The 20,551-nt window shown below is 71.1% G+C and carries 17 protein-coding genes; 4 read left to right on the forward strand and 13 right to left on the reverse strand.

All coding sequences use genetic code 11. From position 1 onward, the window contains the following. Positions 1-184 precede the first annotated feature (184 nt). Positions 185-2,185: a maltotransferase domain-containing protein gene (locus KZI27_RS12730; RefSeq protein WP_222657914.1), complete on the forward strand. Its 2,001-nt coding sequence runs from the start codon at positions 185-187 to the stop codon at positions 2,183-2,185. Further along, positions 2,182-4,719 (forward strand): 1,4-alpha-glucan branching protein GlgB, encoded by a 2,538-nt coding sequence (glgB, locus tag KZI27_RS12735; protein ID WP_222657915.1) that lies wholly within the window; start codon positions 2,182-2,184, stop codon positions 4,717-4,719. Before KZI27_RS12730 ends, glgB begins: the two co-directional genes overlap by 4 nt. Positions 4,720-4,808: 89 nt before the next feature. Here glgB and KZI27_RS12740 read toward each other — a convergent pair whose 3' ends face one another. After that, positions 4,809-5,816 carry a tetratricopeptide repeat protein gene (locus KZI27_RS12740; RefSeq protein WP_222657916.1) on the reverse strand — a complete coding sequence of 336 codons (1,008 nt, stop codon included), beginning with the start codon at positions 5,814-5,816 and terminating at the stop codon, positions 4,809-4,811. Then, entirely contained in the window at positions 5,813-7,555 is a 1,743-nt protein-coding gene (locus tag KZI27_RS12745) for a hypothetical protein (protein WP_222657917.1), read from the reverse strand. Before KZI27_RS12745 ends, KZI27_RS12740 begins: the two co-directional genes overlap by 4 nt. 184 nt (positions 7,556-7,739) lie before the next feature. On the opposite strand from KZI27_RS12745, the gene KZI27_RS12750 reads away from it, so the two are divergent. Next, positions 7,740-9,575 carry a hypothetical protein gene (locus tag KZI27_RS12750; protein WP_222657918.1) on the forward strand — a complete coding sequence of 612 codons (1,836 nt, stop codon included), beginning with the start codon at positions 7,740-7,742 and terminating at the stop codon, positions 9,573-9,575. A 4-nt stretch (positions 9,576-9,579) separates the two neighbouring features. On the opposite strand, the gene KZI27_RS12755 is transcribed toward KZI27_RS12750, so the two are convergent. The 10 genes from KZI27_RS12755 to KZI27_RS12800 form a co-directional block, all read right to left on the reverse strand. Further along, positions 9,580-10,317: an alpha/beta hydrolase gene (locus KZI27_RS12755; protein ID WP_222657919.1), complete on the reverse strand. Its 738-nt coding sequence runs from the start codon at positions 10,315-10,317 to the stop codon at positions 9,580-9,582. After that, positions 10,314-10,616 carry a hypothetical protein gene (locus KZI27_RS12760; RefSeq protein WP_261783893.1) on the reverse strand — a complete coding sequence of 101 codons (303 nt, stop codon included), beginning with the start codon at positions 10,614-10,616 and terminating at the stop codon, positions 10,314-10,316. Before KZI27_RS12760 ends, KZI27_RS12755 begins: the two co-directional genes overlap by 4 nt. Positions 10,617-10,628: 12 nt before the next feature. Then, entirely contained in the window at positions 10,629-11,606 is a 978-nt protein-coding gene (locus KZI27_RS12765; RefSeq protein ID WP_410004002.1) for a transglycosylase SLT domain-containing protein, read from the reverse strand. A gap of 60 nt (positions 11,607-11,666) precedes the next feature. After that, positions 11,667-12,215 (reverse strand): DivIVA domain-containing protein, encoded by a 549-nt coding sequence (locus tag KZI27_RS12770; RefSeq protein WP_123312303.1) that lies wholly within the window; start codon positions 12,213-12,215, stop codon positions 11,667-11,669. A gap of 89 nt (positions 12,216-12,304) precedes the next feature. Then, a complete protein-coding gene (locus KZI27_RS12775) occupies positions 12,305-13,249 on the reverse strand; it encodes a phosphatidate cytidylyltransferase (protein WP_222657920.1) in 945 nt (314 codons plus the stop codon). 65 nt (positions 13,250-13,314) lie between these two features. Then, entirely contained in the window at positions 13,315-13,869 is a 555-nt protein-coding gene (frr, locus tag KZI27_RS12780; RefSeq protein WP_123312302.1) for a ribosome recycling factor, read from the reverse strand. A gap of 47 nt (positions 13,870-13,916) precedes the next feature. Then, positions 13,917-14,636 (reverse strand): UMP kinase, encoded by a 720-nt coding sequence (gene pyrH, locus KZI27_RS12785; RefSeq protein ID WP_071406376.1) that lies wholly within the window; start codon positions 14,634-14,636, stop codon positions 13,917-13,919. Between the two features lie 126 nt (positions 14,637-14,762). Next, positions 14,763-15,590, reverse strand: coding sequence for a translation elongation factor Ts (gene tsf / locus KZI27_RS12790; RefSeq protein WP_123312301.1), 828 nt, complete (start codon positions 15,588-15,590; stop codon positions 14,763-14,765). A gap of 85 nt (positions 15,591-15,675) precedes the next feature. Further along, a complete protein-coding gene (rpsB, locus tag KZI27_RS12795) occupies positions 15,676-16,602 on the reverse strand; it encodes a 30S ribosomal protein S2 (RefSeq protein ID WP_111086086.1) in 927 nt (308 codons plus the stop codon). A 311-nt stretch (positions 16,603-16,913) separates the two neighbouring features. Further along, complete coding sequence (locus KZI27_RS12800) at positions 16,914-18,356, reverse strand: sugar porter family MFS transporter (protein WP_222657921.1); 1,443 nt, start codon at positions 18,354-18,356, stop codon at positions 16,914-16,916. Positions 18,357-18,723: 367 nt separating this feature from the next. Between KZI27_RS12800 and KZI27_RS12805 the strand changes: the two genes are divergently transcribed. After that, entirely contained in the window at positions 18,724-19,353 is a 630-nt protein-coding gene (locus KZI27_RS12805; RefSeq protein ID WP_222657922.1) for a murein hydrolase activator EnvC family protein, read from the forward strand. A 239-nt stretch (positions 19,354-19,592) separates the two neighbouring features. On the opposite strand, the gene KZI27_RS12810 is transcribed toward KZI27_RS12805, so the two are convergent. Further along, positions 19,593-20,531: a tyrosine recombinase XerC gene (locus KZI27_RS12810; protein WP_410004003.1), complete on the reverse strand. Its 939-nt coding sequence runs from the start codon at positions 20,529-20,531 to the stop codon at positions 19,593-19,595. Positions 20,532-20,551 lie beyond the last annotated feature (20 nt).

Below are 20,551 nucleotides of genomic sequence, written 5' to 3' on the forward strand. Positions count from 1 at the left end.
AGTCGGGGCGCGATGACCACGGCGGGGCGCAACGTGGTCCCGATCGACCGTCGGACGGGAGGCCCGTGGCGGGCCCGTCCCGCGCCTCCCGTCCGTCCCTCCACCGGCACGAGCGACCGACGAGCTGTCCACACGACACGCGTTCCGGGGAACGTCCGGGCGGCTTCCGGGTAGCGTCGGCTCCGTGGCCACCGCAGACCGACCCCGCCGACCGAAGATCGGGCGCATCCCGATCACCGAACTCGCTCCGAGGACGCCGAACGGGTTCCCCGGCAAGGCGTTCGACGGCGAGGTGATCACGTTCGGTGCGACCGTCTTCCGAGAAGGACACGGCATCATCGGCGCCGACCTCGTGCTCGAACGCCCGGACGGGGGCACCAGGACCGTCCCACTGGCCCTCGGCGCGCCCGGGACCGACCGCTACGAGGCGACCGTCCAGGTCGACCACGTCGGCGTCTGGACCTGGCACGTCGAGTCGTACTCCGACGACTGGGCGACGTGGCTGCACGCCGCACGGCTGAAGATCGCCGCCGGTGTGGACACCGAGGCAACGCTGCTCGACGGCGCCCTGCTGCTCGACCGGCTGGCCGACGAGACCGACTCCCCCGCCGCCACCCGCGCAGCCGCGACGGTGCGCGACACCGACCTCGACCCGGCCGAGCGCCTGGCCGCCGTCGACGACCCGCGCATCGTGGCCGAGGTCGAGGAGGCCCCGCTCACCTCGCTCCGCACGCACTCCCCGACGCAGCTGCTCGACGTCGAGCGCACCCGCGCGGGCGTCGGCGCCTGGTACGAGTTCTTCCCCCGCAGCGAAGGCGCGAAGAAGAACCCGGACGGCTCCTGGAAGAGCGGCGACTTCCGCACCGCCGCCCGCCGTCTGCCCGCCGTCGCCCGGATGGGCTTCGACGTGGTCTACCTGCCGCCGATCCACCCGATCGGCACCACCGCGCGCAAGGGCCCGAACAACACGCTCACCCCCGGCCCGAACGACCCCGGCAGCCCCTGGGCGATCGGCTCCCCGGAGGGCGGGCACGACGCGATCCACCCCGACCTCGGCACCGAGGACGACTTCCGCGACTTCGTCGAGACCGCGAAGAACACCGGCATGGAGGTCGCGCTCGACTTCGCGCTCCAGTGCTCCCCCGACCACCCCTGGGTCACCGAGCACCCGGAGTGGTTCACGCAGCGCGCCGACGGCTCGATCGCCACGGCGGAGAACCCGCCGAAGCGCTACCAGGACATCTACCCGATCCAGTTCGACTCCGACCCCGAGGGCCTGGTCACCGAGGTCCTGCGCGTGCTCCGGCACTGGATCGACTTCGGCATCCGGATCTTCCGCGTCGACAACCCGCACACGAAGCCGCTCTGGTTCTGGGAGCGCGTCATCCGCGAGGTCCGCGACGAGCACCCCGACACCGTGTTCCTGGCCGAGGCGTTCACCCGTCCGGCGATGATGCGCGCGCTCGCCGAGGTGGGGTTCCAGCAGTCGTACTCGTACTTCACGTGGCGGAACACGAAGGAGGAGATCGAGTCCTACTTCGAGGAGCTGTCGCACGAGACGAGCGACTACCTGCGTCCGAACTTGTTCGTGAACACGCCGGACATCCTCACCGAGTACCTGCAGTTCGGCGGCCGCGCCGGCTACAAGGTGCGTGCAGCGCTCGCCGCGACCGGTGCCCCGACGTGGGGCATGTACTCCGGGTACGAGCTGTTCGAGGACGTCGCCCGACCGGGCTCGGAAGAGAACATCGACAACGAGAAGTACGAGTACAAGCCGCGTGACTTCGCGCTCGCCGAGGCCGAGGGCGCGTCCCTCGCCCCGTACGTGACGATGCTCAACCGGCTCCGTGCCGCGCACCCCGCGCTCCGCCAGCTGCGGAACCTGCACGTCCACGCCGCGGACGACCCCGCCACCGTCGTGTACTCCAAGCACCTGTCCGGCGAGTTCATCCGCTCCGGGCACGCCGACACCGTGATCGTCGTCGCGAACGTCGACCCGCACTCGGCGCGCGAGACCACCGTGCACCTGGACCTCGCTGCGCTCGGCCTGCCGGCCGACAGCCGGTTCGACGTCCGCGACGTCGTGACCGGGCAACGCTGGGTCTGGGGCTCGTCGAACTACGTCCGCCTGGACGCGTTCCAGGAACCCGTGCACCTGCTCGTCGTGGAAGGACTGCACCGATGACGAACGACCCGACCGCACCCCAGCCGCCGCCCCGCCGTGGCCCCGCCGTCCCGCCGGTACCGCCCCCACCGCCACCCGTGCCGGCGCGGACGCCGTCCGACGCGTCGCCGGAGCCGCGCTACGAGCCGCGGGTCTCCGCCCCCGACGAGGACCTGCCCGGCGCGCCCGCCGCGCCGCGCGAGGCGCCCGACCGCGGGGTCGACGAGTCCGCCACCCTGGCGGGACACCCCGCCGACGCCACGCACCCGCGGGTGCCGTCCGTCGACGCCGCCCCGCAGCCGGGAGGCCCGTCCACCGTCGCCCCGTCGGGCGCCCTGCCGTCGCCGCCGGCCGCGGAGCCCGCCCCGGCCGACGGGACCGGCCCCCGTCCGGCACCGCTCGAACAGTGGCTCCGACAGCAGGTCGCCGAGGGTCGCTGGTCCCAGCCGCACGACGTGCTCGGCCCACACGCCGTCGACGGCGGCACGAGCGTCCGCGTGGTGCGCCACCTGGCGCAGGCGGTCCGACTCGTCCGACTCGACGGCGACGACGTCGAACTGACGCACGAGGGCGACGGTCTCTGGGCCGGCGCCACCGCCGAGGAACTCGGGCGCTACCGCGTCGAGGCCGACTACGACTTCGACGAGTCCTCGGAAGAGGACGACGCCACCTGGACCACGGACGACGCGTACCGGTTCGCCCCGACGCTCGGCGAACTCGACCTGCACCTGTTCGGCGAGGGCCGCGACGAGCAGCTCTGGCACCACCTCGGCGCGCACGTCCGCACCATCGACGGGGTCGACGGCGTCGCGTTCGCCGTGTGGGCGCCCCGCGCCACCGCCGTCCGCGTGATCGGCGACTTCGAGGGCTGGGAGGGCCGCACCACCGCGATGCGCCGCCTGAGCGACCTCGGCGTCTGGGAGCTGTTCTGGCCCGGCGCGGTCGCCGGGCAGCGGTACAAGTTCCAGATCCTCACCGACTCCGGCTGGGTCGAGCGCGCGGACCCGTTCGCCCGCGAGGCCGAGATCGCGCCGGCGACGGCCTCGGTCATCACCGAGTCGAGCTACACGTGGTCCGACGGCGACCGCGCCTGGATGGAGCGGCGCGCGGAGACGACCACGCACGATGCGCCGATGAGCGTCTACGAGGTGCACCTCGGCTCGTGGCGCCCCGGGTTGTCGTACCGCGAGGTCGCCGACCAGCTCATCGGGCACGTGCAGTACACGGGCTTCACGCACGTGGAGTTCCTGCCGCTCGCCGAGCACCCGTTCGGCGGCTCGTGGGGCTACCAGGTCACCGGCTACTACGCGCCGACCGCGCGCTACGGCTCCCCCGACGACCTGCGGTACCTGATCGACCGCCTGCACTCCGCCGGCATCGGCGTGATCATGGACTGGGTCCCCGGGCACTTCCCGAAGGACGAGTGGGCCCTCGGACGCTTCGACGGCCACGCGCTGTTCGAGCACCCGGACCCCCGTCGCGGCGAGCAGCTCGACTGGGGCACCTTCGTGTTCGACTTCGGGCAGCCGCAGGTCCGGAACTTCCTGGTCGCGAACGCCCTGTACTGGCTCGAGGAGTTCCACATCGACGGCCTGCGCGTCGACGCCGTGGCCTCGATCCTGTACCTCGACTACTCCCGCACCGACTGGCTGCCGAACATCCACGGCGGGCGGGAGAACCTCGACGCCGTCGCGTTCCTGCAGGAGACGAACGCCACCGCGTACAAGCGCTACCCGGGCATCGTCATGATCGCCGAGGAGAGCACCTCGTGGCCCGGCGTGACCCAGCCGACCAGCGCCGGGGGGCTCGGGTTCGGCCAGAAGTGGAACATGGGCTGGATGCACGACTCGCTCGAATACGTGCAACGTGACCCGGCGTACCGCAGCTACCACCACGACGAGATCACCTTCTCGCTCGTGTACGCCTTCAGCGAGCAGTTCACCCTGCCGATCAGCCACGACGAGGTCGTGCACGGCAAGGGCTCCCTGTACGGCAAGATGCCCGGCGACGAGTGGCAGAAGCTCGCGAACGTCCGCGCGTACCTGGCGTTCATGTGGGCACACCCCGGCAAGCAGCTGCTGTTCATGGGCCAGGAGTTCGCCCAGCCCGCGGAGTGGTCCGAGGCGAAGGGGCTCGACTGGTGGCTCCTCGACCAGCCAGGGCACCGCGGCGTGCAGGACCTCGTCGCCGAGCTGAACCGGGTCTACAAGGACACGCCCGCACTCTGGAAGCACGACAGCACCGCCGACGGCTTCGAGTGGATCGAGGGTGGCGACGCACCGCACTCGACGCTCGGGTTCCTGCGCAAGGACGGCGACGACCGGGTGGCGGTGTTCGTGAACTTCTCGGGCGTGCCCGTCGAGCGCCGCTTCGGGCTGCCGCAGGCCGGTGCGTGGCACGAGGTGCTCAACACCGACGCCGCAGAGTACGGCGGCTCCGGTGTCGGCAACCTCGGTGTCGTCACGGCCGAGGACACCCCGTGGGCCGGCCGCCCCGCCTCGGCGCACCTGGTGGTGCCGCCGCTCGGCGCGGTCTGGCTGCAGCTCGCTCGCTAGCTGCGGCCCGCGTCCTGGACGCGACCACCAGACGGACGGGAGGCCCGGTGCCAGCTGGCACCGGGCCTCCCGTCCGTCTCGTGCCGGGCCTAGTACAGGGCGCTCGCCAGACGGCGCCGCGCCGCGACCACACGCGGGTCGTCGGTCCCGATGAGCTCGAAGTACTCGACGAGCCGGACGCGGAGCGCTTCGCGCTCCTCGCCGAACACCGTCGGCACCAGGTCGAGCAGCCGACCGAAGGCGTCCTCGACGTGGCCACCGGAGATGTCGAGGTCGGCGACCGCGAGTTGCGCCTGGACGTCCTGCGGACCCGCACCGGCAGCAGCACGGATGTCGTCGGCCGTGTGGCCGTTCAGTCGATCCAGGAGCGACACCTGCGCGAGCCCCGCGACGGCCATCTGGTCGTGCGGGTCCTGCAGGATCGCGGTCTTGTACTCGGCGATCGCCGTGGCGTAGTCGCCCTGCTCGATCGCGTCGTAGGCCGCCTGGTGGTGCGGCGGGAGCGCTTCCGGCTCCGGCTCACCCTGCTCGGCGGTGTCCTCGGGCGCGCCGGCACCGTCCACGGTGACGCGACCGGAGACGCCGTTCTGCTCGGCTGCCTGGAGGACCTGCTCGTAGACGTCGCGGACCTGAGCCTCGGGCAGCGCCCCGACGAAGAGCCCGAGCGGGCGCCCGCCGATCAGCGCGGCCACGGTCGGGATCGACTGTGCCTGGAACGCCTGCACGAGCTGCGGGTTCGTGTCGGCGTCGACCTTGGCGAGCAGCACGCGCCCGCCGTACTCGGCGGTCAGCTGCTCGAGGATCGGTGAGAGCTGCTTGCACGGCCCGCACCACTCCGCCCAGAGGTCGACGATCACCGGCACCACGGACGACAGCTGCAGGACGTCCTGGAACGTGTCGTCGGTGACGTCGAACACGAGCGACGGGACCGTCAGGTCCGCGCCGGTCTCGGTGCCCGGTGCTGCTGCGCCGGTCGGGCTGCCCGCTTGCGCCGGAGCACCGGCGGGCGGCTGGGGCGGCCGCTGTGCGCGGTCGACGAGGGACGACAGGTCCACGGCTCCGCGGAGCCCGGACGGGGTCGGGGGGATGTTGCTCATTGCACCTCACTCGCTGCGGTCAGGCCCTGCGTGAACCCGAGCAGGACCACTTTGTCATCCGAGGCGACCGGCGGCACGTAGAAGAGCAACTGGACGCCGTACGTGGCGCTGATGCCCTTCTTGCTCGTGTCCACCCCGGACAGCGCCTTGACGGCGCCCTCGGTGTTGACCTCGGCGCCGGAGGCGGTCGGGGTCACCTTCTCGATCTCGTTGAGGTCGGCTGAGACGAGCGCGCCGGCGTCGTCGGTCGCGATCGCGACGGCGGAGTCCGCCGGGGCCTCGGACGAGTACTCGATCTTCGCCGTGTCCGGCAGAGACTTCGCCTTCTTGTCCTTGTACGCCTTGCCGATGGTGGTACGGAGACCGTCCCCCTCGGTGGCGAACAGGTCGGCGTACTCGCTCTTCGAGTCCTTGGACAGGATGTCGCCGTAGGCGGTCGCGACCTGGTCCGGGGCGATCGCGAGCAGCTTCGACTGCGGGGCCAGCAGCGCGGCGCCGATGGACGTCGGGGCGAGGCTCGGGATCTTCGCGTCGGCCTCGAGCGAGACGTCGTACGCGACCTTGTACGGGTCGCGCGCGGTGTCCTGCACGAGCGTCAGGGCCTGCGGTGCCGACTTGGCGTCGCAGTCCTCGGCGACGATCGCGAAGACCGTGCGCGGCCAGGTGTCGGTCTGCTGCGGCAACGCGACGCAGACCTGACCGGCCGAGATCGCCGGCGGCGCCTTGGCCTCGGAGTCCTTGCCGCGGATCGAGTAGTTCGCCAGGCGCAGGTCGAGCGCCGCCCCGGTGAAGCGGGTCTTCGCCAGGTCGCGGTCGCGGGCACCGTCGGACTGCTTCGCCACCTCGGCGATCCGCTCGACGACCCGGGTGATCTGCTGCTTGGTCGCCGCCGTCGGCTCGGTCGTCTCGGCCGCGCCGGTCGCGCTGGCCGTCGGGGTCGGGGTCGCGAGCGAGGGGTCTCCGCCCTGCGGCCAGTAGTCGGACGAGCAGCCGGCCAGGGCGAGCGTGCCGACGAGCACCACGGGGACCGCGATGAACGCACGCGACCCGCGGCGGCCCCTGGTCGGGACCTGGGCACCGGCAGCCGCGGCGCGGCGCGAGGCCCGGACGCGTGGCGGACGGGTGCCGCCACTGCGACGACGGGGCCCACGCCCGCGGCGCTGGTGCAGGAACGCGAGGACCAGCAGGACGATGCCGCCGAGGGCGAAGACGCCACCGGCGACCAGCAGCGGCCCGACGGACGGGGTCGCGGTGTCCTGCGGCCAGGTCACCGAGACGTCGCTCGGCGCCGCGGCGGTGCCGTCGCTGACGATGAGCACGGAGACGTCCTGCGGCAGACGGACGGTGAACTGTCCGGAGCCGTCGTACTCCTGGTACCAGAGGTCGCTGCCCTTCGGTGACGGGACGGACGCCTCGGAGCCGGTGGTCTTGCCGACGAGCTTCGCGCTCTCGGCGTCGAACCGGAGCGTGGTGTGCTCGGCGTCACCGACCCACGCGTCGACGTCGGCCGTCTTGCCGTACGCCGCGAAGACCTTGCCGGATCCGGAGACGTTGATGCGCTGGTAGCCGGGGTTCGCGTTGAGCGTCGACCCGGGGATCACCGTGACCGGAGCGGAGCTGGTGGTCGAGCTGTCCGCGACGAGCGAGGACGGCGGAGCGAACACGGTCCGCTGTCCCACCGCCAGCGCGACGAGCAGCAGGCCGATGACGAAACTGACGATCGCCAGGACGAATCGCACGAACACTCTCCCTACCGCGCCGGGGTGGGGATGTCGGCGCGCGAATCAGCGACTCAGGATAGCGATCATGGCTGAGCAGCGCATCCATCCGGGCTGTCGCGGGACTCAGACGACCCCGTCGGGCCACCACTACAATCGACCGCGGGCCGGATCGGGCCCTCCGCCGAGCACCCAGGAGCGACACGTGGCGAACGACGAGGCCGAGTTCGGGACCGAGCTGCGCGGGTACCGCCGCGACGACGTCGACCGCGCACTGAACGACCTGCGCCGCGAGCTCATCAAGTCGAACACCGACCGCGCCGACGCGGCGAAGGAGATCCGCCTCCTGCAGTCCCGCGTCTCCGAGCTCCAGGGCGAGCTCGACGAGGCCGGTACCCCCACCTACAGCGGGCTGGGCACGCGGCTCGAGTCCACCCTGCGCGTGGCAGAGGAGCAGTCCACCCGACTGATCAGCCAGGCGGACATCGACGCGCAGCGCCTGCGTGCGTCGAGCCGCGCCGAGGCCGACCGCACCGTGCGCGAGGCGCAGGAGGAAGCCCGCGACACCCTCGAGGACGCCCGCACCCGCTCCACCAACGAACTCACCCGTGCGCGTGCCGAGGCCGCCGACACCGTCGAGCGTGCCCGCGCCGAGGCCGGTCTGCTCACCCAGGACGCCCGCAACGAGGCCGCTGCCATCCGCGGCGCCGCCGTGACCGAGGCCGCAGAGGTCCGCTCCGTCGCCATCCGCGAGACGAACGCCCTGCGCGCCCAGGTCGAGCACGAGGTCGCCGAGCTGCGCGAGATCGCCCAGCGCGAGTCGGCCGACTCCCGTACGGCAGCGGCCGACCTCGACCGCGAGACCGAGCACCGCCGCTCGGTGTTCGAGGCCGACCACGCCCGCCGCGTCGCGGACCTCGACCACGAAGAGGCCACCCGCCGCGAGGCACTCGAGCGCGAGGTCACCGAGGGGCGCGCCGCGTGGCACCGCGAGCGCGACGAGCAGCAGCAGGCGCACGCCCTGGCGATCGAGACCGGTCGCGCCGAGCTGCAGGCGGAGGTCGACCGCCGCCGCGCAGAGATCGACGGCGAGTTCGAAGACCGCCGCCGCGTCGTGGACGAGGAACTCGCGGCCGCCCGCGCCGAGTGGGACCGGGAGCTCGCCTCGGCGCGCACCGCCCTCGCGCAGGAAGCCGAGGCGGTGCGAGCGCAGTTGCGTGTCGACGAGGAGCAGACACGCATCGAGAACGAGCGGCTCGTGCAGGAGACCGCCGACCGGATCGCCCGCGAGCTCGAGGAGCACGACACCCGCATCGCCCGGGAGCGTGCCGAGGCCGAGGCCGCCGCCGAGCGCGCGGACCGCGAGCACGAGAACGCCCTCGCCGCCCGCCGCGAACGCGAGCACGCCGAGGTCGACACCGAGATCGCCGAGCGTCGCTCCGCCGAACTCGACGCGCTCGAGGCGGAGCGCACCGCCCTCCGTCAGGAGATCGACACGGCCCGCGCCGACCTGGCGAAGGAACGCGATGAGGCCCGCGCCGAGGTCGCCCGCGAGCGCGACGAGGCCCGCACGACCCTCGAGTCCGAGCTCGCCTCGCGCCGGGACGACGCCGAGCAGGACTACCTGCAGAAGCACCACGAGACCGTCACGGAGACGCAGAAGTACCTCGACGAGGCGAACCTGCAGCTCGCCGAGGCCACCCGCCGTGCCACCGAGGCCCGGGAGCGCGCCGAGCGGCTCCAGCAGGAAGCAGACGACCTCGAACGCACCAGCACCGCCGAGGCGCAGGAGCACGCCCGCACCATCGTCGCCGACGCCCAGGACCGCGTGCACCGGATGGTCTCGGACGCCGAGGAGCGCACCGCCGCCATCACCGCCGAGGCCGAGGACCGCCTGTCGGCGATCCGCACCGAGCGCGAAGCGGTGGCGGGGTACCTCGAGAACCTGCGCGGCGTGCTGACGCACGCGACCGGGCTGCTCGGGACCGCTCCGGGTGGCGCGTCCGAGACCACCGACGACGAGGACGCCGCCCGCCGCTGACCCCTCAGACGGGCCAGTGCGTCGGCAACGGCGCGCTGCCCGGGACGACGAGGTCGGCGATCGCGTCCAGCACGATCCGGACGTACCGCTCCCCCACCCACAGGTGCTTCGCGCCCTCGACCGGGACGACCCGGACGTTCGGGGCGACGGCGAACCGGGCGACCGCCTGGTCGGGCCGCAGGAAGTCGTCGTGCTCGGGTACCAGGGCCACCACCGGGACGTCCACGGCCGCCCATCGTGCGAGTTCGTCGTCCGTGGTGCGGTGCAGCGGCGGGGAGAGCAGGACGACACCTGCGACCGTTCCGGCCTCGACGTGTTCCAGCGCGTGCTTGAGGATCACCTCGGTGCCGAACGACCACCCCACCAGCCACGGTGTCGGCAGGCCGCGGTCGACGACCTCGGCGACGGCGGCGCGCAGGTCGAACCCCTCGGAGACACCCTCGCCGAACACGCCCTCGGACGTGCCTCGTGGCGAGGCCACCGACCGGAAGTTGAACCGCAGGACCGCGATGTCGGCCAGGGCCGGCAGGCGTGCCGCGGCCTTCTTGAGCACGTGCGAGTCCATGAAGCCGTGCGCGGTCGGCAGCGGGTGCAGCGTCACGATGGTGCCCCGTGCCGGCCGGGTCTCGGGCTCGGCCAGCTCACCGACCAGCGTAAGGTGGTCGTCGGTGACGAGTTCGACGTCGGTACGCCTGGTCGGCAGCTGCGTGGCGGAACGGATCTCGCCGTCGTCGTCGGTCATGCGATGCTCCAGCAGTGGTTGTGCCAGTGTCGTCGTGATGCCAGGTCGGCCGCGTCGCCGAGTACCCCGTCGGAGCGCCAGACCACCACGTGCGCGGTGCCGGGCAGCACGGTGCCGCCGCACCCGGGGCAGACGTACTCCTTCTGCGCCGACGCCGCGGAGACCGGCTGGACGAGGTACTCGCGCCCGCGACGCACCTCGGTGCGCTTCCACGCACTCATCAGCCGGTCGAGGCCGGTGTCCTCGTCAGGATCGACGTCGCGTCCGCGGGGACGCCGCGGCCGGTTGCTGCGCGGCACCCCAGTTGCCGATCAGTACCAGTTGTTCGCCTGGCTGTGGCCCCAGGCGCCGCACGGGGTGCCGTAGACCCCGGAGATGTAGTTGAGACCCCACGTGATCTGGGTCGCAGGGTTGGTCTGCCAGTCGGCGCCGGCTGTGGCCATCTTGCTGCCCGGGAGCGCCTGTGGGATGCCGTACGCACCGCTGGGGTTGTACGCGTTCACCCGCCAGCCGGACTCCTTGTTCCACAGCGAGACGAGGCAGTTGTACTGGTCGGTCCCCCAGCCGCGGGCGGTGACCAGCTGCAGGGCGATGGCCTGCGCGCTGCCCGCGTCGGGCGTCGCGGCCACGGCTGCGAGGGTGTTCGCAGCGGAGACGCTCTCGGTCTCGGTCGCCGCGGCGTCGGTCGTCTCGTCGGTGGTGGCGTCGTCGGCTTCTTCCTCGACGACGGGCTTGACGACCTTGGGGGCCGAGACGGTCACGCCGTAGCCATCGCGGTCTGCGGCGGCTTCGCCGTAGGTGCCGTGCGCGGTGTACTGCTGCGGGGCCTGCGGCGTCTTGACGAGCACCGGGGTGTCGACCGCGGCCTGTGCGACGTCGGCCTGGAGCGGGTTGAACAGCGACGCCCCCACGAAGAGGAAGACCCCGACGAAGGAGAAGGCGGGGACGGACGAACGCTTCCGCGCGAAGGCGTTCACCGCGGCGGCAGCGCCCTGGGTCGACTGCTGCGCGGTCGCGGTCCGCTGCTTCGCGGCACGCGGTTCGACGCGGGCAGCGGGAGCCTCGTGCGCGAACGCGGCGATGCGTTCGTCGGACACACGGTTCGCTGCGACCGACTTCGGCGTCGCGACCGGGCCGGTCTCCGGCAGGACCTGCGGGTTCGCCTGGAGCAACGACGTGTCCGCCGTACGGGTTCGGTTCAGTGCCGCGCGGCGCTCACCCGAAGCCTGGAGGCTCAGGTGCTCGCGGAGATCGCGGTCGGAGCTGTGGTCTGCCGTGTGCCTGCCCATGAGTAGGACCAGGGTAACGGAACGATCACGGAAAGCGAAGCACCCGGGGACAGCGCGTCGTCAGCGGACGGCGAGCATGACCTCGACGACGGCGTCGAGCAGCGCGTCGACCTGGGCCTCGCGGTAGCCGCCGTGCTTCGGACGGAACACGATGGACCGCACCTCGGTGAGGCTCAGCGGCTTGCCCTCGCGGAAGTACCCGCCGAGTCGGGCGGCGAAGGCGTCGACGTCCTTCGGGTGGTAGCCGGTGCCGAGGATGCTCACCCGGTTGAACCGCTGACCGTCCGGACGCTCGAGGCGGGCCACGACGTCGGAGGCCTTCGTGCGGGCCTCGGCGTACCAGGCCTTCTGGCCGGCGTCGCCGATCTCCCGCTCGCGTTCACGTGCGGCGAAGGCGTCCTCGAGCCGCTCCAGTGCTGCGTCGACGTGCGAGGTGGAGTACCCGCCCTTCCGCATCGAGAACGCGGTGGCGCGGATCTTCGCGGCCTCGATGCCGGGGGCGCTGTCGTCGGCGGAGTACGCGCGACGGGCGTCCTCGAGGAAACGCTCGACTTCATCGACGTCGTATCCGAGGGCGGAGCGGGCTGCGGTCGGGAAGGTGGTGGCCACGGCGTCATTCTGCCAGTCCCGACCCGTTGCACAACCTGGACGCGCTGAGGGCGGCGCTCAGGCTGGCCGACGGGGTCGATCGATGTCGGTCAGTGGTTGACGATCAGGAAGAGCACGTAGGCGACCGCAGCTGACGGCAGGATGCTGTCGATGCGGTCGAGGAGTCCGCCGTGCCCGGGCAGGAAGGACGAGATGTCCTTGATGCCGAGGTCGCGCTTGATCATCGACTCGGTGAGGTCGCCCAACGTGGCCGACCCGGAGATGAGGACCCCGAGCACGACGCCGGTCCACCAGGGCAGTCCGAGCATGAGCCAGGCGACCAGGATGCCGACGACGATGCTCGCCGCGACCGACCCGGCGAAGCCCTCCCAGGTCTTCTTCGGGCTGATCCGTGGCGCCATCGGGTGCTTGCCGAGGTTGAGCCCGGTCGCGTAGGCACCGGTGTCGACGGCCACGACGACCAGGATGAAACCGATCACCCAGAGGTTGCCCTGCGGCTGTGCGGAGAGCAGCACCACGCACGCGCCGAGCAGCGAGATGTACGCCTGCACGAACAGCCCGTTGGTGAGGTCGCGGAAGACGTTGCCGGCCGACGGCTTCTGCCGCGACACCGCGACCTCGACCAACCGCCACAGGCTGATCAGCACGATGCCGCCGAGCAGCGTGAAGAGTGCCGCGATCTGGCCGAGCAGGAACGCCGCCGGCACGATCGCGATCGCGACGGCGACGCTCGGGATCCGTGGGACGTCACGGCCCGCGAAGCGCATGGCGCTCGTGAGCTCGTAGACGCCCACGCCGAGCAGGAACGCCGCCACGACCATGAACGACGGCGTCCAGATGAGGAGCGTGCCGAGCATGACGACGGCGAACGCGAGCGCGATGCCGATCGCCGCCGGCAGGTTGCGCCCGGTCCGTGCGGTCAGTGCCTCGTTACGCGCACCGAAGTCCGCCTTGCGCTGCCGGAGCTGCGCCTCGAAGTCGGTGCGGGCCGCTCGGGCACGCGCATCGAAGTCCTGGCGGAGCCCCTTCTTCACGGGCCCGGTCTGCTCGGGTCCGTGCTCTGCTGTGGGGCGTTCACCGCCCTGTTCCGGGCGGCGCATCAGACCTCGAGGAGTTCGGCTTCCTTCTTCTTCAGCGAGTCGTCGATCTGGTCGACGTGCTTCTTCGTCAGGACCTCGAGGTCCTTGTCGCCGCGCGAGATCTCGTCGTCCGAGATCTCGCCCTTGAGTGCGTCGAGGTCGTCCTTGGCCTTGCGGCGGATGTTGCGGATGACGACCTTGTGGTCCTCACCCTTCGTCCGCACGAGCTTCACGAACTCCTTGCGGCGGTCCTTGGTGAGCTCCGGGATCGTCACGCGGACGATGTCACCGTCGTTCGTCGGGCTGGCGCCGAGGTTCGGGAACGTCGCGATGGCGCGCTCGATCTCCTTGAGCGCCGTCTTGTCGTACGGCGTCACGATGAGCGTGCGCGCCTCGGGCGTCTGCAGCGACGCGAGCTGCGCGAGCGGCGTCGGCGTGCCGTAGTACTCGACCGGGATCTTCTGGAAGAGCGCCGCGTTGATGCGGCCGGTGCGGACGGTCGAGAAGTCGTCCTTGGCGACCTCGACAGCCTTCGCCATCTTCTCGGTGGCTTCGGTCAGGACATCACTGATCACGGTGTTACTCCTTCGGTACTGGCGTCGAGTCTAGTCAGCGGTGCGGGTCAGTTGCTGACCACGGTGCCGATGCGCTCCCCGCGGATGGCGGCCTGGACGTTGCCGTCGCCCTCCATGCCGAAGACGTGCATGGGCATGCCGTTGTCCATGCAGAGGGAGAACGCGGTGGCGTCGACCACCTTGAGGCCCTTCAGGAGCGCGTCCTGGTACGTCACGTGGTGCAGCTTCTCGGCGGTGGCGTCCTTCTTCGGGTCCGCCGTGTAGACGCCGTCGACACCGTTCTTGGCGACGAGGACCTCGTCGGCCTTGATCTCGAGTGCCCGCTGCGCCGCGACCGTGTCGGTCGAGAAGTAGGGCAGGCCCGCCCCGGCGCCGAAGATGACGACACGGCCCTTCTCGAGGTGCCGCTCGGCGCGCCGCGGGATGTACGGCTCGGCGACCTGGGTCATCGCGATGGCGGACTGCACGCGCGTCGCGGCACCGGCCTGCTCGAGGAAGTCCTGCAGCGCGAGCGCGTTCATCACGGTGCCGAGCATGCCCATGTAGTCGGCACGGCCGCGGTCCATCCCGCGCTGCGAGAGCTCGGCGCCGCGGAAGAAGTTGCCGCCACCGACGACGATCGCGATCTCGACCTCGCGCGCGGCGACGGCGATCTCCTTGGCGATGGTCCCGATCACGTCGGGGTTCACGCCGAGCGACCCGGCGCCGAAGGCCTCTCCTGACAGCTTCAGCAGTACGCGGCGTCGTCCGGTCTTCTCGTCGGTCATCTGGTCGCACCCTTCGTCGTGGTCTCGTGGAAATGTACTCGCGGATGTGTCGCGGGTGTGTCGCGCCCGGAGGCGCGAAAAACGGGGCCAGGAACCTGGTTGGTTCCTGACCCCGTCACGGGTTCGTTACGCGCCGACCTTGACGCGGGCGAAGCCCTGGATCGTGATGCCGGCGTTCTCGGCGGCCTTCGCGACGGAGATCTTGTTGTCCTTCGCGTAGTCCTGGTCGAGGAGCGACACCTGCTTGATGTAGGCGTTCACCCGGCCCTCGACGATCTTCGGGAGCGCAGCCTCGGGCTTGCCCTCCTCGCGCGTGATCGCCTCGACGGTCGCACGCTCCTTGGCGATCTCGTCGGCCGGGACCTCGTCGCGGGTCAGGTACGTCGGGTTCGCGAACGCGACGTGCTGGGCGATCGAGCGGGCCTCGGCAGCGTTGTCGCCCTCGTACGCGATGACGACGGCGATCTGCGGCGGCAGGTCCTGGCTGGTCTTGTGCAGGTAGATCTCGAAGGCCGAGCCCTCGACACGGCGGACCGTGCGGACCTCGAGCTTCTCGCCCAGCGCGGCGGCCGACTCGTTGACGACCTCGAGGACGGTCTTGCCGTCCAGCGGGGCGGCGTTCGCGGCGGCGACGTCGGCTGCACCGGCAGCCGCGACGGCGCCGAGCACCTTGTCGGCGAGGGTCGTGAACTTCTCGTTCTTCGCGACGAAGTCGGTCTCGCTCGCGAGCTCGACGACCGTGGCGGCGCCGTTCTCGGAGGTCGCGACGACGACGCCCTCGGAGGTGGCACGGTCGTCGCGCTTGGCGACGGCCTTCGCACCCTTGATGCGGAGCAGCTCGACGGCCTTGTCGTAGTCGCCGTCGGCCTCGACGAGCGCGTTCTTCGCGTCCATCATGCCGGCGCCGAGGTCCTCGCGGAGCTTCTTCACGTCAGCAGCGGTGAAGTTTGCCATTGACTGGAGTCCTTTCTGGACTGTACGTGTGTGGAGAGTGGTGACGCAGGCGCCGGACCCGATCGGGCCCGGCGCCTGCGACAGGTCACTCGGCGGGGGTGGTCTCCGCGGCTGCCTCGGCCTCGGCCGTCGGCTCCGCGTTCTTCGCGTCGTCGGCGATCGGCTCGCCGATCTCCTTCGCGGCGACCTGTGCGTCGGCGTTGTTCTCCTCGACGGTCGCACCCTCGGGAGCGGCGTCGGCGGACGGCGTCGCGGCGTCGCCACCGAGGAGCTCCTGCTCCCACTCGGCGAGGGGCTCTGCGGCCTCTTCGTCGTCGCCACCGTTGTGGCGGGTCTTCAGGCCCTCGGCCGCGGCGTCGGCGACGATGCGGGTGAGGAGACCGACGGAGCGGATCGCGTCGTCGTTGCCCGGGATCGGGTACGTGATCTCGTCGGGGTCGCAGTTGGTGTCGAGGATGCCGATGATCGGGATCCCGAGCTTCTGCGCCTCGTCGACGGCGAGGTGCTCCTTCTTGGTGTCGACGATCCAGAGCGCGCTCGGGGTCCGCGTGAGGTTGCGGATACCACCGAGGGTCTTGTGGAGCTTGTCCAGCTCACGCTTCTTGATGAGGAGCTCCTTCTTGGTGAAGCCCTTCGTCGTGTCGTCGAAGTCGATCTCCTCGAGCTCCTTCATGCGCGCGAGGCGCTTGGAGACCGTCTGGAAGTTCGTGAGCAGACCGCCGAGCCAACGCTGGTTGACGTACGGCTGGCCGACGCGGGTCGCCTGCTCGGCGATGGAGCCCTGCGCCTGCTTCTTGGTGCCCACGAAGAGGATCGTGCCACCGTGCGCGACCGTCTCCTTGACGAAGTCGTACGCGCGGTCGATGAAGGCCAGCGACTGCTGCAGGTCGATGATGTGGATGCCCGAGCGCTCGGCGAGGATGAAGCGCTTCACCTTCGGGTTCCACCGACGGGTCTGGTGTCCGAAGTGGACGCCGCTGTCGAGCAGCTGGCGGATGGTGACGACGGCCATGTGCCGTCCTCCTTCTGTGTTCTCGGCGCACAGCTGCGCTGTGCCCCTGTTGCGGTTGTGTCGAGCACGACCGGAGGTCGTGATCCCTGGTGTCCTGGCACGCGACCGCCCGCTCGTGAGAGCGGGACCGGTGGTCGGGTGCCGGTCGGGTACGGCGAACCGTTGTCGACCCTGTGGACACGCGAAGTCAGCGCGCATCAGCGCACTGCTGGAGAAATGCTAGCAGACAGGAGGCCCGGATCACGCGCGCCGACCGGCTGACGTGATCCGGGCCTCCTGTCCGGTGTTCTGGGTGTGTCAGACGCGACTCATCACGCCTTCGCGTTCACCGTGTCGCCCTCGGCCGAGATGCCCATCTCCTCGAGCGAGCGGCCCTTGGTCTCGGGGATCTTCGCGATGACGAAGAAGAACGAGATCAGCGCGAACAGCGCGTAGATGCCGTACGTGACCGTCAGGTTGAAGCCGGACAGCACCGGGAAGGTGATCGTGACGATGAAGTTCGCGACCCAGTTGGCGGCCGAACCGATGCCGAGCGCCGTGGCGCGGATGCGGTTCGGGAACATCTCGCCGAGCAGCACCCACATGAGCGGACCCCACGTCGCACCGAACGACACGACGAACAGGTTCGCGAAGATGAGGGCGATGACGCCCCACGAGCCGGGCAGGCTCGGGTTGCCGTCCACGATCGTCGACTGCGAGAACGCGATCGCGACCATCGCCAGCGAGATGAACATGCCTGCGGAACCGGTCACCAGGAGGGGCTTCCGCCCGACCTTGTCGACCAGGAAGATCGCGATGAAGGTCACGGCGACGTTCACCACCGAGGTGATCGTCGAGATGAGGAACGAGTCGCTCTCCTTGAACCCGACGGCCTGCCAGAGCGTCGTCGAGTAGTAGAAGATCACGTTGATGCCGACGAACTGCTGCAGCACGGCCAGGATGATGCCGACCCAGACGATGGGCTGCAGGCCGAAGCGGTTGCCCCGGATGGAGCCCTTCTTCTCGTTGGCTTCCTTCTTGATGCCGTCCTGGATCTCCTCCAGGCTCGTGTTGACGGTCTCGCGCGGGACGATCTTGGTCATGACCTCCCGTGCGTCCTCGGTCCGGCCCTTGGCGAGCAGGTACCGCGGCGACTCCGGCAGCGTGATCGCCAGGATGCCGTACACGACCGACGGGATCACGCCGACCAGGAACATCCAGCGCCAGGCCGGCAACCCGAGGACGACCTCGGAGGCGCCACCGGCGGTGACGGCGAAGAACTGGTCGGACAGCAGCGCGGCGAAGATACCGAGCGTGATCGCGAGCTGCTGGAACGAGGCCAGACGCCCGCGGATCGCCTTCGGCGACACCTCGGAGATGTACGCCGGCGCGATCACCGAGGCGGTCCCGATGCCGAGTCCCCCGACGAGGCGCCACAGGACGAAGTCCCACGTGGCGAACGCTAAGCCGGAGCCGATCGAGCTCACCAGGAACAGGACAGCGGCCCAGAACATCACCCGGGTGCGGCCCCAGCGGTCCGCGAGGCGACCGGCGAAGTAGGCGCCGAACGCACAGCCGATGAGGGCGGACGCGACCGCGAAGCCACTCGCCGCCTCGGACAGGCCGAACTCGCCCTTGATGGCCTCGACGGCGCCGTTGATGACCGACGAGTCGAAACCGAAGAGGAAACCGCCCACCGCTGCTGCGATGGCGAACGCGGTGACCTTCCCCTTGAACGCACGGTCCTCGCCGTGCCCGGTGGCTGTGTTGGACACGATGCTCCTGGGTTCTGCCGGCCGTGCTGCTGTGGGCACGGTGCCCCGGCGGTCGGCTCGTTCGCCGTCCGTGCGGCGTTGCGTGGTCCGGAGCGGCCCCGACTGTACTCCTCGTGGGGGATGTGGTCATAACCGGGTGCGGGTGCGGGTGCGGGTGCGGGTGTGCGGGTGCGGGTGCGGGCGCGGGTGCGGGTGCGGTGTCGTGGTAGCGGCTCGACTCGGAACGACACCCTCGACGTCGTGCGACATCGAGGACGTCGTCCGTTGCGGTCGCGCTGTCCCTCCACAGGCCGGGAGGCCCGCCCCACCATCCACGGGCAGGCCCACCTCGGTCGTGTGGCCGGTCTGGGCCGGACAGAGTGGCGGCATGCTCCTGTTCCCCGGCTCCGGTACTCGGCTCCCCGCGGTCGCGGGCGTCGTGGCGAAGGCGTTCGGGATGCTCGGGGCGCTCAGTCTGGCCGGGGTGCTCGGGGCGCTCGGTCTGGTCGGGGTGCTCACCGTCTCGTCGGCCACACCGACGCCGGCGCCGGACGGCCTGCTCGACCAGCGGGATCGTACGGCGGCGACTCGCGCTGCCGAACCGTGGGTCTGGCCGACCGGCAAACGGGTGGTCGAGCGCGGGTGGGAGCCCCCGTCCGACGACTACGCCGCTGGTCACCGCGGGATCGACGTCCCTGCGCCGATCGGCACGCTGGCGGATGCGGTCGACGACGGCACGGTGGCGTTCGCCGGACCTGTCGGCGGCCGAAGCGTCGTGACCATCGACCACGGCGGTGGGCTCGTCAGCACCCTCGACTCGGTGCAGCCGCTCGTCGCCGCCGGGGACGACGTCCGACAGGGCGATCCGGTCGGGCGGGTGTCCGTCGGGCACTGCCCGGCCACGGCCCCGTGCCTGCACCTCGGCGCGCGGGTGGACGGCCGGTACGTGGACCCGATGCCGTACCTGCCTCCGGCAGAGTGGCCCGTCCTGCTGCCGGAGTCCGCCTGGCCCGGGTGAGCGTCGCTGCGGAGCGCTTGCTCGCGTGCGTCAGCTCGGAGCGTTCGCTCACGTGCGTCGGCCCGGTCGCGCGGGCGCGGAGGTCGCACCGGCCAGGACGCGTGGACACGCGCCAGCCAGGTCGCGCGGACACACACCGCTCCAGCCGGGCGGGCGCGTCGGTCAGGCGGACACGCATCGGTCGCACCGGCTACACCGGCTGCGCGAACTCGCCGGTTGCGGCGGCGCGCCCGGCGCCATCAGGCGCGCGGGTGGGCCGTCCGGTAGACCTCGCGCAACCGCGCCGAGGACACGTGCGTGTAGATCTGCGTCGTCCCGAGGCTCGCGTGTCCGAGCAGTTCCTGCACCGCACGCAGGTCCGCTCCCCCGTCGAGCAGGTGCGTCGCCGCGGTGTGCCGGAAGGTGTGTGGTCCACTCGGCCCCTCACCGGGCAGGTCGCCGAGCAGTCGAGCGACCACGCGGTACGCGCTGCGCACCCCGAGCCGACCGCCCTGGTCGCCGAGGAACAGAGCGGTGCTCGGAACACCGGCCCGCTCCGCGAGGGTCGGACGCCCTCGCGACGTCCACGCCTCGAGCGCGTCGCGAGCCGGGACGCCGAACGGGACGACCCGCTCCTTCCCGCCCTTCCCGAGCACCCGGACCGTGAGCCGCCCGCGATCGACGTCCGCGACGTCGATGCCGACGAGTTCGCTCACCCGGATCGCCGCGGCGTACAGCAACTCCACGAGCGCCAGGTCCCGCAGCGCCCCCGGATCGTCGGTCGCCGCACGGACCGCGAGGCCGTCGAGCATCCCGCGGACCTGGTCGGCCGACACCACCCGCGGCAGATGCGAACCACCCTTCGGCGCACGGAGCCGCACCCCGGCGTCGGTCGCGGTCACCCCGGTCTCGCTCGCCCACCGGGTGAACGCCCGCACCGACGACGACCGGCGGGCGATCGTCGACCGGGCAAGCCCCCGCTGGTCGGCTTCCCACAACCAGTCACGGAGGAGTTCGAGGTCGACCCCGTCGATACCGACGACACCACGCCGCGCGGCGAACTCGATGAACTGCTCGAGGTCGTTCGCGTACGCGCGCAGCGTCTGTTCGCTGAGGCCCCTCGCGTGTCGAGCGTGCCCGAGGAACGTGTCGACCGCTGCCACGAGTCGCCCGTCCGTCTGCTCTGCTCGGTCCACCACGTCGTCAGCGTACGGCTGGC

The organism is Curtobacterium sp. TC1 (assembly GCF_019844075.1).
Taxonomy (GTDB): domain Bacteria; phylum Actinomycetota; class Actinomycetes; order Actinomycetales; family Microbacteriaceae; genus Curtobacterium.